The organism is Streptomyces sp. NBC_00207, from assembly GCF_045160965.1.
Classification (GTDB): domain Bacteria; phylum Actinomycetota; class Actinomycetes; order Streptomycetales; family Streptomycetaceae; genus Streptomyces.
Genome location: NZ_CP130715.1, coordinates 7,559,822 through 7,572,027 on the forward strand (window position 1 = coordinate 7,559,822; position 12,206 = coordinate 7,572,027).

Annotated in this window: 12 protein-coding genes; all 12 read left to right on the forward strand. The window is 71.8% G+C overall.

The annotated features are described in order from the left end of the window. Positions 1–55: 55 nt before the first annotated feature. The 12 genes from OG472_RS35120 to OG472_RS35175 all read left to right on the forward strand — a co-directional run bounded on the left by OG472_RS35120 (position 56) and on the right by OG472_RS35175 (position 12,103). Positions 56–1,852, forward strand: a complete 1,797-nt coding sequence (locus tag OG472_RS35120; RefSeq protein ID WP_401606402.1) for a DUF5941 domain-containing protein — start codon at positions 56–58, stop codon at positions 1,850–1,852. Then, positions 1,849–2,601 carry a sugar phosphate nucleotidyltransferase gene (locus OG472_RS35125; protein ID WP_405832912.1) on the forward strand — a complete coding sequence of 251 codons (753 nt, stop codon included), beginning with the start codon at positions 1,849–1,851 and terminating at the stop codon, positions 2,599–2,601. Before OG472_RS35120 ends, OG472_RS35125 begins: the two co-directional genes overlap by 4 nt. Beyond that, complete coding sequence (locus OG472_RS35130; protein ID WP_351287210.1) at positions 2,589–3,650, forward strand: iron-containing alcohol dehydrogenase family protein; 1,062 nt, start codon at positions 2,589–2,591, stop codon at positions 3,648–3,650. The genes OG472_RS35125 and OG472_RS35130 overlap by 13 nt, the downstream gene beginning before the upstream one ends. Continuing rightward, a complete protein-coding gene (locus OG472_RS35135; protein WP_383572555.1) occupies positions 3,628–4,407 on the forward strand; it encodes a CDP-alcohol phosphatidyltransferase family protein in 780 nt (259 codons plus the stop codon). The genes OG472_RS35130 and OG472_RS35135 overlap by 23 nt, the downstream gene beginning before the upstream one ends. An 8-nt stretch (positions 4,408–4,415) precedes the next feature. Continuing rightward, entirely contained in the window at positions 4,416–5,288 is an 873-nt protein-coding gene (locus OG472_RS35140) for a glycosyltransferase family 2 protein (protein ID WP_401606405.1), read from the forward strand. A 94-nt stretch (positions 5,289–5,382) separates the two neighbouring features. Beyond that, positions 5,383–6,312, forward strand: coding sequence for an ABC transporter permease (locus OG472_RS35145; protein WP_405942396.1), 930 nt, complete (start codon positions 5,383–5,385; stop codon positions 6,310–6,312). Between the two features lie 7 nt (positions 6,313–6,319). Then, on the forward strand, positions 6,320–7,087 hold the full coding sequence (locus tag OG472_RS35150) for an ABC transporter ATP-binding protein (protein WP_362798131.1): 768 nt from the start codon (positions 6,320–6,322) through the stop codon (positions 7,085–7,087). A gap of 364 nt (positions 7,088–7,451) precedes the next feature. Beyond that, entirely contained in the window at positions 7,452–8,381 is a 930-nt protein-coding gene (hpnC, locus tag OG472_RS35155) for a squalene synthase HpnC (RefSeq protein ID WP_405832915.1), read from the forward strand. 44 nt (positions 8,382–8,425) lie between these two features. Next, positions 8,426–9,346, forward strand: a complete 921-nt coding sequence (gene hpnD / locus OG472_RS35160; RefSeq protein WP_401605046.1) for a presqualene diphosphate synthase HpnD — start codon at positions 8,426–8,428, stop codon at positions 9,344–9,346. Beyond that, entirely contained in the window at positions 9,346–9,564 is a 219-nt protein-coding gene (locus OG472_RS35165) for a hypothetical protein (RefSeq protein WP_405832917.1), read from the forward strand. Before hpnD ends, OG472_RS35165 begins: the two co-directional genes overlap by 1 nt. Further along, positions 9,561–10,940: a hydroxysqualene dehydroxylase HpnE gene (hpnE, locus tag OG472_RS35170; protein ID WP_401605049.1), complete on the forward strand. Its 1,380-nt coding sequence runs from the start codon at positions 9,561–9,563 to the stop codon at positions 10,938–10,940. Before OG472_RS35165 ends, hpnE begins: the two co-directional genes overlap by 4 nt. Continuing rightward, positions 10,937–12,103, forward strand: a complete 1,167-nt coding sequence (locus OG472_RS35175) for a polyprenyl synthetase family protein (protein WP_383572570.1) — start codon at positions 10,937–10,939, stop codon at positions 12,101–12,103. The genes hpnE and OG472_RS35175 overlap by 4 nt, the downstream gene beginning before the upstream one ends. The last annotated feature ends 103 nt before the right edge of the window (positions 12,104–12,206 follow it).

Consider the following 12,206-nt stretch of genomic DNA (forward strand, 5'->3'; position numbering starts at 1 on the left):
CGTGCCGCCGCCCCCGAGGCGCCCGTCCGGAATCCGTTACAAGGAGTGAGTTCGTCTGCCGACCGTCATCCTCACCGGCCTGCCGGTCCCCGGATCACCGCTCGCGGACGAGCTGCGCTCACTCGGCTTCGAGGTCCGCCCCGCCACCGGTCCCGAGGACGCCGCCGCCGCACTGGCCGCCGTACCCGCCGACCAGCGGGTGGCCGTCGTGGACAGCGCCTTCGTCGGGCACGTGCACGCACTGCGCCTCGCGCTGACCGATCCGCGCTTCGACGCCTGCGCCGTGACCGGAGCCCTCGCCGTCCTGCCCGGAGCCCGCGACGCCCTCGACAAGGCCGCCGTCGCCACCGGGGCGGACACCGACGCCGCCGCCCCGTACGCGGACCGCCTCGCGGCCGCGGTCGAGGCCGCCGGGACCTCCGTCCAGCGCCCCGAGCTGGGCACCCTCGTCGCCACGGTCCCCGCCGGTCCGGCGGAACGGGACGCGGCGACCGCCGCGGTCGCCGCCGTCGACGACGAGGCCGTGCGCCTGCGGACCGCCGTGAAGTCCCGCGACGGCTTCTTCACCACCTTCTTCATCAGCCCGTACTCGCGCTACATCGCCCGCTGGTGCGCACGACGCGGCCTGACCCCGAACCAGGTCACCACCGCCTCGCTGATCACCGCGCTGATCGCGGCCGGCTGCGCCGCCACGGGCGAGCGCTGGGGCTACGTGGCGGCCGGCGTGCTGCTCCTCGTCTCCTTCGTACTGGACTGCACCGACGGGCAGCTCGCCCGCTACTCGCTCCAGTACTCGACGATGGGCGCCTGGCTCGACGCCACCTTCGACCGCGCGAAGGAGTACGCCTTCTACGCGGGCCTCGCGCTCGGAGCCGCCAGGAACGGCGACGACGTCTGGGCCCTGGCCACCGGCGCCATGATCCTCATGACCTGCCGGCACGTCGTGGACTTCTCCTTCAACGAGGCCAACCACGACGCCACCGCCAACACGAGTCCCACGGCGGCGCTCTCCGACAAGCTCGACAGCGTCGGCTGGACCGTGTGGGTCCGCCGGATGATCATCCTGCCGATCGGTGAGCGCTGGGCGATGATCGCGGTCCTGACCGCCTTCACCACCCCCCGCATCGTCTTCTACGCCCTGCTCGTCGGCTGCGCCTTCGGCGCGCTCTACACCACCGCCGGCCGGGTCCTGCGCTCCCTGACCCGCAAGGCCACCCGCACCGACCGGGCGGCGCGGGCGCTCTACGACCTGACCGACTCCGGCCCGATCGCCGAGCTGGTGGCCGGGGCGCTGATCCGCCTCCGGGCCAGTTCGCCGGGGGCCCTCGGGATCGCCGTGCTGGCCTCGGCGCAGCTGATCTACGGGGCCACGCAGGCGCCCTTCGGCTTCTGGGGCATGGTCGCCGCGGCGGGCATCTACGCCTTCTTCGCCGGCGGCGCCGTCCTGGCTCCCCTCAAGGGAGCCCTCGACTGGCTCGTCCCGCCGGTCTTCCGGGCCGCCGAGTACACCACCGTGCTGATCCTCGCCGTCAAGGCGGACGTCCCGGGAGCCGTTCCGGCGGCATTCGGCCTGATCGCGGCGGTCGCCTACCATCACTACGACACGGTGTACCGCATCCGCGGCGGCACCGGCGCGCCCCCGCACTGGCTGGTGCGGACGATCGGCGGCCACGAAGGCCGGGTCCTGCTGCTCACGGTCCTGGCGGCCGTCCTCGCCTCGCGCGCAGCGGACTTCCCCGTCGCGCTCACGGCCGTGGCCGTGTTCGTGGCACTCGTGGTGCTCGTCGAGAGCATCCGATTCTGGGTCTCCTCCGGAGCACCCGCCGTACATGACGAAGGAGAACCAGCATGATCGGCCTTGTACTCGCTGCCGGTGCCGGACGCCGTCTGCGTCCCTACACCGACACCCTGCCCAAGGCGCTCGTGCCGGTCGGCCCCGAGGGTGACGAGGAGAGCCTGACGGTTCTCGACCTGACCCTCGGCAACTTCGCCGAGGTCGGCCTGACCGAGGTCGCCATCGTCGTCGGCTACCGCAAGGAAGCCGTGTACGCCCGCCGCGAGGCCCTGGAGGCCAAGTACGGCGTCAAGATCACGCTGATCGACAACGACAAGGCCGAGGAGTGGAACAACGCCTACTCCCTGTGGTGTGCGCGTGAGGTCCTCAAGCAGGGCGTGATCCTCGCCAACGGCGACACCGTCCACCCGGTCTCCGTCGAGAAGACCCTGCTCGCCGCCCGCGGCAACGGCCAGAAGATCATCCTCGCCCTCGACACGGTCAAGAACCTGGCCGACGAGGAGATGAAGGTCGTCACCGCCGACGGCAAGGGCGTGCAGAAGATCACCAAGCTGATGGAGCCCTCCGATGCCACCGGCGAGTACATCGGTGTCACCCTGATCGAGCCGGAGGCCGCCGAGCAGCTGGCCGAGGCCCTGAAGACCACCTTCGAGCGCGACCCCGACCTCTACTACGAGGACGGCTACCAGCAGCTCGTCAACGACGGCTTCACCATCGACGTGGCCCCCATCGGCGACGTCAAGTGGGTCGAGATCGACAACCACGACGACCTCGCCAAGGGCCGGACGATCGCATGCCAGTACTGACGAGGCTCATCCCCTCGCCCGTCGTCGTCGACATCAGTCGTGGGGCGATGGACGACCTGGCCGGCCTCCTCGCCGACCAGCGGATCTCCGCCTCCGGCAAGCTGGCCATCGCGATCAGCGGAGGCTCCGGCGTGGCGCTGCGCGCCAAGCTGGAGCCCGTGCTGCCGCACGCCGACTGGTACGCGGTCGTCGACGGCACCATCGACTCCGCGGTCAAGCTGGCCGACGACATAAAGGGCCGCCGCTACGACGCCGTCGTGGGCCTGGGCGGCGGCAAGATCATCGACGTGGCGAAGTACGCCGCGGCGCGGGTCGGCCTGCCCATGGTGGCCGTCGCCACCAACCTCTCGCACGACGGCATCTGCTCGCCGGTGTCCATCCTGGACAACGACAACGGCCGCGGTTCCTACGGCGTCCCGACCCCCATCGCCATGGTCATCGACCTCGATGTGATCAAGGACGCCCCGGTGCGGTTCATCCGCGCCGGCATCGGCGACGCGATCTCCAACATCTCGGCGATCGCCGACTGGGAGCTCTCGCACCGGATCACCGGCGAGCCCGTCGACGGCCTGGCCGCCGCCATGGCCCGTACCGCCGGCGAGTCCGTGCTGCGCCACCCCGGTGGCTGCGGCGACGACGAGTTCCTCACCGTGCTCTCCGAGGCGCTGGTCCTCTCCGGCATCGCCATGTCGATCAGCGGGGACTCCCGCCCGTCGTCCGGCGCCTGCCACGAGATCAGCCACGCCTTCGACCTGCTCTACCCGGGGCGCTCCGCGCTCCACGGCGAGCAGGTCGGCATCGGCGCCGCCTTCGCGATGCACCTGCGCGGGGCCGCAGAGCAGTCCGGCCTCTTCACCGAGGTGCTGCGCCGGCACGGCCTGCCGGTGGCGCCCGAGGAGATCGGCTTCAGCGTCGACGAGTTCGTCACGGCCGTCGAGTACGCCCCCCAGACCCGCCCGGGACGCTTCACGATCCTGGAGCACCTCAACCTGTCCGCAGCCGAGATCAGGGACGCTTACGCCGACTATGCCAAGACCATCCGTAGCTGAACTCCGGCCCGTCGTGCACCCGGCGGGCGTCAAGGACCGGGTCAGCGGCGAGCACTGGGGCGGGCGCCTCTACATGCGCGAGATCTCCCTGCGCATCACCCGCCTCCTGGTCACCACCAAGGTCACGCCGAACCAGCTGACCTACGTGATGACCCTCGCCGGCGTCCTCGCCCTCCCGGCCCTGCTGGTGCCGGGCATCCTCGGCGCCGTCCTCGGCGTGGTCGCGGTCCAGCTCTACCTGCTGCTCGACTGCGTCGACGGGGAGGTCGCGCGCTGGAAGAAGCAGTTCTCGCTCTCCGGGGTGTACCTGGACCGGGTCGGCGCCTACCTGTGCGACGCGGCCGTCCTCGTGGGCTTCGGCCTGCGCGCGGCGGACCTGTGGGGCACCGGGCGGATCGACTGGCTCTGGGCCTTCCTGGGCACCCTCGCGGCGCTCGGCGCGATCCTGATCAAGGCCGAGACCGACCTGGTCGGCGTCGCCCGCCACCAGGCCGGCAAGCCGGTGGTCAAGGACGCGGCGGCCGAGCCGCGCTCCTCCGGCATGGCGCTCGCCCGCCGGGCCGCCGCCGCGCTCAAGTTCCACCGCCTGGTCCTCGGCATCGAGGCCTCGCTGCTCATCCTGGTGCTGGCCGTCCTGGACCAGATGCGCGGCGACCTGTTCTGGTCCCGCGTCGGTGTGGCCGTTCTGGCCGGCATCGCGGTGCTGCAGACCGTGCTGCACCTGGTGTCGATCCTGGCCTCCAGCAGGCTCAAGTGACCGCCCCGATGCGGCTGGGCGCCGTGATCATCACCATGGGCAACCGGCCCGACGAGCTCAAGGCGCTCCTCGACTCGGTGGCCCGCCAGCAGGGCGACCCCGTCGAGGTGGTCGTCGTGGGCCAGGGCGTCGAGGTCACCGGCCTGCCCGAGGGTGTGCGCAGCATCACGCTGCCCGAGAACCTGGGCATCCCCGGCGGCCGCAACGTCGGCATCGAGGCCTTCGGCCCCGGTGGCCGCGAGGTGGACGCGCTGCTCTTCCTGGACGACGACGGGCTGCTGGAGCGCACGGACACCGCCGAGCTGTGCCGCCAGGCCTTCGCCGAGGACCCCGGGCTCGGGATCATCAGCTTCCGGATCGCGGATCCGGACACCGGCGAGACCCAGCGCCGGCACGTGCCGCGGCTGCGCGCATCGGACCCGATGCGCTCTTCCCGCGTGACCACCTTCCTGGGCGGCGCCAATGCCGTCCGCACGACGGTGTTCGAGCAGGTCGGAGCCTTGCCGGGGGAGTTCTTCTACGCCCACGAGGAGACCGATCTGGCCTGGCGGGCGCTCGACGCCGGGTGGCTGATCGACTACCGGGCGGACATGGTCCTGCTGCATCCGACCACTGCCCCCTCCCGGCACGCGGTCTACCACCGTATGGTGGCTCGTAACCGGGTGTGGCTCGCCCGCCGCAACCTGCCCGCTCCGCTGGTCCCGGTCTACCTGGGCGTCTGGCTCCTGCTGACGCTCGTACGCAGGCCCTCGGCACCGGCGCTCAAGGCCTGGTTCGGCGGATTCCGAGAGGGATGGACCACTCCCTGCGGACCCCGTCGCCCCATGAGATGGCGTACGGTCTGGCGGTTGACCCGGCTGGGCCGACCGCCTGTCATCTGACCAGCCCGCGTCTGGGAACATGGCGCGATCACGGGCCTCGCGCCACCAGCCTGATGCCCACCTGGCCGCATCTTGAGGACGAAAGTTTCAACTTGTGAGTGACACAACCCACGACGGCGCCCTCGCCACGAGCAAGCCGCCGTCCGAAGACGCGGGGCTCAGCTCCGCGGAGCTCGCCAGGAAGTACGGCCTTTCCGTCAGCGGTGCCCGGCCCGGCCTGGGCGACTACGTGCGCCAGCTCTGGGGCCGGCGCCACTTCATCATGGCCTTCTCCCGGGCCAAGCTGGTCGCGCAGTACAGCCAGGCGAAGCTGGGCCAGGTCTGGCAGGTGGCGACCCCACTGCTGAACGCCCTGGTCTACTGGCTGATCTTCGCGCTGATCCTCAAGGCGGACCGCGGCATGCCGAAGGGGGTCTACATCCCCTTCCTGGTGATCGGCATCTTCGTCTTCACCTTCACCCAGAGCTCGCTGATGGCGGGTGTCCGGGCGATCCCCGGCAACCTCGGCCTGGTACGCGCGCTGCACTTCCCGCGCGCCTCCCTGCCGATCTCCTTCTCGATGCAGCAGCTCCAGCAGCTGCTGTACTCGATGATCGTCGTGTTCGTGGTCGTCATCTGCTTCGGGAACTTCCCGCAGCTGTCCTGGCTGCTGGTCATCCCGGTGCTGGTGCTGCAGTTCGTCTTCAACACCGGCCTCGCCATGGTCTTCGCGCGGATGGGCTCCAAGACGCCCGACCTCGCGCAGCTGATGCCGTTCGTCACGCGTACGTGGATGTACGCCTCCGGCGTCATGTTCTCGATCAGCACGATGCTCGAGGACAGGCCCACGTGGATCGCGGACGCGCTCCAGTGGAACCCGGCGGCGATCTACATGGACCTGATCCGCTTCGCACTGATCGCCAACTACGGCGCGGAGAACCTGCCGCCGCACGTCTGGGCGTTCGCCGTCGGCTGGGCCGTCGTGATCGGCCTCGGCGGGTTCGTGTACTTCTGGAAGGCTGAGGAGCGTTACGGCCGTGGCTGAGAACTCCATGGGGCGCGTCCCCACCGTCATCGCCGACGACGTCCACATCGTCTACCGGGTCAACACCGGCAGTTCCGGCAAGGGCAGCGCCACCGCGGCGCTGAGCAAGATAATCCGCCGGGGCAAGGGCGACGCCCCGGGCGTCCGCCGGGTCCACGCCGTGCGCGGGGTCTCCTTCACGGCGTACCGCGGCGAGGCGATCGGCCTGATCGGTTCCAACGGCTCCGGCAAGTCGACCCTGCTGCGCGCCATCGCGGGCCTGCTGCCCTGCGAGGCCGGCAAGGTCTACACCGACGGCCAGCCGTCGCTGCTGGGTGTCAACGCGGCGCTGATGAACGACCTCACCGGTGAGCGCAACATCGTCCTCGGCGGTCTCGCGATGGGCATGAGCCGCGAGCAGATCAAGGAGCGCTACCAGGGCATCGTCGACTTCTCGGGCATCAACGAGAAGGGCGACTTCATCTCCCTGCCGATGCGCACCTACTCCTCCGGCATGGCGGCGCGACTGCGCTTCTCCATCGCGGCGGCCAAGGACCACGACGTCCTGATGATCGACGAGGCCCTGGCCACCGGTGACCGCAGCTTCCAGGTGCGTTCGGAGAACCGCATCCGCGAACTGCGGGAGAAGGCCGGCACGGTCTTCCTCGTGAGCCACAACAACAAGTCCATCCGCGACACCTGTGACCGGGTGCTCTGGCTGGAAAAGGGCGAGCTCCTGATGGACGGGCCCACCGAGGAAGTCGTCTCGGCCTACGAGAAGGCCTCCAACGGCTGACCTCCGGGTCGCGCGGCGCCCGTCAGGGCGCTCGTACGCTTCTCCCGAAGGCCCCCGCTGCCGTGCATGGCGGGGGCCTTCGGCGTGCTTTCGCATTCAACGGCGACATTCGACGCCGGAGCGAATACCCGAGAGGCCTCCGCGACGTTCTACAGCGTAAGCTGAAGCGGTCCTGAATCGCGGCAAGAGGGGACGATTCCCCGCAGGTGAACGGCCCTGGGGCAGCCCCGGGGAAACCCCCGGCGGCGTGTCCGAAATGGGATGTATTGGGTCGGCAGTGTAGAACGGGAGATGTGACGGCAATGGCTACGGGAATTCTCCGGCCCCCACGCACGACGGCCGTCCCCGCCCCTGGCGGCGGGCGGTGACCGCGGCGCACGGCATCCGGCCCCTGTCCGACACGGTCCACGTGAGCGCCACCCTCGACAAGGCATCGGCGGAGAACTTCCCCGTCGCCCCCGTCTTCCTCCCCCGCGCCTGGCGCGACGGGCTGACGGCCGTCTACGGGTACGCCCGCCTCGTCGACGACATCGGCGACGGCGACCTCGCCCCCGGCGGACGCGACGCCGTACTCCTCGGCCTCGACCCGGCCGCGACCGACGACCGGCTCGCCATGCTCGACGCCCTCGAGGCGGACCTGCGGCGCGTGTTCGGCGGCACGGACGGCCCCCCGAGGCACCCCCTGCTGCTCGCCCTGCAGCCCGTGGTCCGCGCCCACGGCCTCACCCCCGAGCCCTTCCTCGGGCTCATCGAAGCCAACCGCCAGGACCAGCGGGTCAAGCGCTACGAGACCTACGGGGACCTGGTCGGCTACTGCGAGCTCTCCGCGAACCCGGTCGGGCGCCTGGTGCTCTCCCTCACCGGCACCAGCACCCCCGAACGCATCCGCCGCTCCGACGCCGTCTGCACCGCCCTGCAGATCGTCGAGCACATCCAGGACGTCGCCGAGGACCTCGGCAACGACCGGATCTACCTGCCCGCCGAGGACATGCGGCGCTTCCACGTGGGCGAGGCCGATCTGGCGGCCCCGTCCGCCGGCGCGTCCGTACGCGCCCTGGTCGCATTCGAAACTGAGCGCGCACGCGAGCTGCTGAATGAAGGCACCCCGCTCGTGGGTAGCGTGCACGGCAGACTCCGGCTGCTGCTCGCGGGCTTCGTGGGAGGAGGGCGCGCAGCCCTGCGAGCCGTCACGGCCGCCGGCTTCGACGTACTCCCCGGCCCGCCCAAGCCCACCAAGAGCGGCCTGCTCCGCGAGGTTGCCGCCGTCCTGCGCACAGCGCCGAGAAAGGGGTGAGCCCGACCGTGGAGGGCCCCACACACGCTTCCGCACCGGCTGCGATGTCCGCACCGATTTCGGCGGCCTACAGCTACTGCGAGGCCGTCACCGGTTCACAGGCGCGCAATTTCGCGTACGGCATCCGGCTGCTGCCCACCGACAAGCGGCAGGCGATGTCCGCGCTGTACGCCTTCTCCCGGCGCGTCGACGACATCGGCGACGGCACGCTGGCGCCCGAGGCCAAGCTGGCCCGGCTGGAGGAGACCCGCGCCCTGCTCGGACGGATCCTGGCCGAGGAGGTCGACGAGGACGACACCGACCCGGTCGCCGTCGCCCTCGCACACGCCGCCCGCCGTTTCCCGATCCCGCTCGGCGGCCTCGACGAACTCATCGACGGCGTCCTGATGGACGTCCGCGGCGAGACCTACGAGACCTGGGACGACCTCAAGGTCTACTGCCGCTGCGTGGCCGGAGCCATCGGCCGGCTCTCGCTCGGCGTGTTCGGCACCACGGCCGGCGCGGCCGACTCCGAGCGTGCCGCCGAGTACGCCGACACCCTCGGCCTCGCCCTGCAACTCACCAACATCCTCCGCGACGTTCGCGAGGACGCGGGCAACGGACGCACCTACCTGCCCGCCGAGGACCTCGCCAAGTTCGGCTGCTCGGAAGGCTTCCACGGCGACCGGGCGCCCGTCGGCTCCGACTTCGCCGGGCTGGTCCACCACGAAGTCCGGCGCGCCCGCGCCCTGTTCGTCGAGGGCTACCGGCTGCTGCCGATGCTCGACCGGCGCAGCGGCGCCTGCGTGGCCGCCATGGCCGGCATCTACCGCCGCCTCCTCGACCGCATCGAGCGGGAGCCGGAGGCGGTGCTGCGGGGCCGCGTCTCACTGCCGCCGCACGAGAAGGCGTACGTCGCCGTCCGCGGCCTGTCCGGCCTCGACGCGCGCACCATCTCCCGCCAGAGCACCCGGAGGCGGCCCTGATGGCCCCGATCACCCTGCCCCCGGTGACGGCGCCGGGAGCGGTCCCGGCGGGCCGTACCCGCCGGGACGGAAACCGGGCAACCGCCGCGGCGGCGGGCGCGTCTCTTCCGGCGGACTCCGGCCCTGCCGGGCGGGCCGCCGCACGCGGGGCGGCCCCGACCGCCCAGGACCGACCGGCCGGCCCGGAGGGCGACCGCACCACGGGGGAGGGCGCATGACCGGCACCGACCACCACGCCGTCGTCGTGGGCGGCGGCCTCGCCGGGGTCACCACCGCCCTCGAACTCGCCGACGCCGGGCTCCGCGTGACCCTGCTGGAGGGCCGCCCCCGGCTCGGCGGACTCGCCTTCTCCTTCAAGCGCGGCGACCTCGACGTCGACAACGGCCAGCACGTCTACCTGCGGTGCTGCACCGCCTACCGGTGGTTCCTCGACCGCGTCGACGGCGCCGCCCTCGCCCCCCTGCAGGACCGGCTCGACGTACCCGTCCTCGACGTGGCCCATCCCGGCGGCCCGCGCCTGGGACGGCTGCGCCGCAGCGCCCTGCCCGTCCCCCTGCACCTGGCCGGATCGCTGGCCCGCTACCCGCACCTGTCCCTCGCCGAGCGCGCGAGCGTCGGCCGCGCCGCCCTCGCGCTGCGCCGCCTCGACCCCGCCGACCCGGCCCTGGACGGCCTGGACTTCGCGACCTGGCTCGGCCGCTACGGCCAGAGCCCGCGCGCCATCGAGGCCCTGTGGGACCTCGTCGGCATCGCCACCCTCAACGCGACCGCCGCCCAGTCCTCGCTCGGCCTGGCCGCCATGGTCTTCAAGACCGGGCTGCTCTCCGAGAACGGCGCCGCCGACATCGGCTGGGCCCACGTACCGCTCGGCGACCTGCACGACGGCCTCGCCCGCAAGGCCCTCGACGCGGCCGGCGTACGGACCGAGCTGCGCACCCGGGTCACGGGCATCTCCCGTACCGACGACGGGAACTGGCGGATCGACACCGAGGACGAGAGCCTCGACGCCGGGACCGTCGTCCTCGCCGTCCCGCAGCGCGAGGCGCACGGACTGCTGCCGGCCGGCGCCCTCGCCGACCCCGACAAGCTCCTCGACATCGGCACCGCGCCCATCCTCAACGTCCACGTCGTCTACGAGCGCAAGGTGCTCAAGCAGCCCTTCTTCGCCGCGCTCGGCTCCCCGGTGCAGTGGGTCTTCGACCGCACCGAGTCCTCCGGGCTCCCCGACGGCGGCCAGTACCTGGCGCTCTCCCAGTCCGCCGCCCAGGACGACATCGACGAGCCCGTCTCGGTCCTGCGCGCCAAGTACCTGCCCGAGCTGGAACGGCTGCTCCCCGCCGCGCGGGGCGCCAAGGTACGGGACTTCTTCGTCACCCGGGAGCGGACCGCCACCTTCGCCCCCACCCCCGGGGTCGGCCGGCTGCGCCCCGGGGCGCGCACCGACACGCCGGGGCTCTACCTGGCCGGTGCGTGGACTGCCACCGGTTGGCCCGCGACCATGGAGGGCGCCGTCCGGAGCGGAATGAGCGCGGCGCACGCCGCACTCGCCGCGCTCGGCCGCCACCGCGACCACCCTCTGCAGGAGGCGGCATGACGATCACCACGAGCACGACCAGCAACACCGGCACAGCACGTACAGGAACAAGAGGAGAGCCAGTGAACCCGGGGAATCCGGCCGTCGAGAACACGGATGCCAGTGTGGGCACGGCCGGAAGGGGCGCGGAGAAGGCGGACACCATCGCCCTCCTGGAGCGCGGCCGCACACTGTCGACCCCCGTGCTCCGCGCCGCCGTGGACCGGCTCGCCGCGCCCATGGACACCGTCGCCGCCTACCACTTCGGCTGGATCGACGCCCAGGGCAACCCGGCGGACGGCGACGGCGGCAAGGCCGTGCGCCCCGCTCTCGCGCTGCTCTCCGCCGAAGCCGCGGGCGCCGCGGCCGAGGTCGGCATCCCCGGCGCCGTCGCCGTCGAGCTCGTGCACAACTTCTCGCTGCTGCACGACGACCTGATGGACGGCGACGAGCAGCGCCGCCACCGCGACACGGTGTGGAAGGTGCACGGACCGGCCCTCGCGATCCTGGTCGGCGACGCCCTCTTCGCCCTCGCCAACGAGGTGCTGCTGGAGCTCGGCACCGTCGAGGCCGGCCGGGCGACCCGCCGCCTGACCACTGCCAGCCGCAAGCTCATCGACGGCCAGGCGCAGGACATCTCCTACGAGCACCGCGAGCGCGTCAGCGTCGAGGAATGCCTGGAGATGGAGGGCAACAAGACCGGCGCGCTGCTCGCCTGCGCGGTCTCCATCGGCGCGGTGCTCGGCGGCGCGGACGACCGTACGGCCGACAAGCTGGAGGAGTACGGCTACCACCTCGGCCTCGCCTTCCAGGCCGTCGACGACCTGCTCGGCATCTGGGGCGACCCGGAGGCCACCGGCAAGCAGACCTGGAGCGACCTGCGCCAGCGCAAGAAGTCCCTGCCGGTGGTCGCCGCCCTCGCGGCCGGCGGGCCGGCCTCCGAGCAGCTCGCCGAACTGCTCGCCGCGGACGCCAAGGCCAGCGACTTCGAGAACTTCTCGGAGGAGGAGTTCGCGGCCCGCGCCGCACTCATCGAGGAGGCCGGCGGCCGTCAGTGGACCGCCGACGAGGCACGCCGCCAGCACGCGGTCGCGATCCGGGCCCTCGACGACGTCGACATGCCGCAGCGGGTGCGCGAACAGCTCGTGGACCTCGCCGACTTCGTCGTCGTGCGCAAGAGGTGATCGCCACCCGACAGCGGATATGAATCGCGAGTCGCCGGCCGGAGCCGCCATCTGAGCGTGGCGCGCACCGGCCGACGGCAGACCCCAGCACAGCAGAGGACAC

Bases quoted from the DNA above. Each gene is read 5' to 3' on its own strand.
- hpnD (WP_401605046.1), top strand. From the start codon at position 8,426: ATGTCCGCACCGATTTCGGCGGCCTACAGCTACTGCGAGGCCGTCACC.
- OG472_RS35125 (WP_405832912.1), top strand. From the start codon at position 1,849: ATGATCGGCCTTGTACTCGCTGCCGGTGCCGGACGCCGTCTGCGTCCC.
- OG472_RS35175 (WP_383572570.1), top strand. From the start codon at position 10,937: ATGACGATCACCACGAGCACGACCAGCAACACCGGCACAGCACGTACA.
- OG472_RS35130 (WP_351287210.1), top strand. From the start codon at position 2,589: ATGCCAGTACTGACGAGGCTCATCCCCTCGCCCGTCGTCGTCGACATC.
- OG472_RS35165 (WP_405832917.1), top strand. From the start codon at position 9,346: ATGGCCCCGATCACCCTGCCCCCGGTGACGGCGCCGGGAGCGGTCCCG.
- hpnE (WP_401605049.1), top strand. From the start codon at position 9,561: ATGACCGGCACCGACCACCACGCCGTCGTCGTGGGCGGCGGCCTCGCC.
- OG472_RS35135 (WP_383572555.1), top strand. From the start codon at position 3,628: ATGCCAAGACCATCCGTAGCTGAACTCCGGCCCGTCGTGCACCCGGCG.
- OG472_RS35150 (WP_362798131.1), top strand. From the start codon at position 6,320: ATGGGGCGCGTCCCCACCGTCATCGCCGACGACGTCCACATCGTCTAC.
- OG472_RS35140 (WP_401606405.1), top strand. From the start codon at position 4,416: ATGCGGCTGGGCGCCGTGATCATCACCATGGGCAACCGGCCCGACGAG.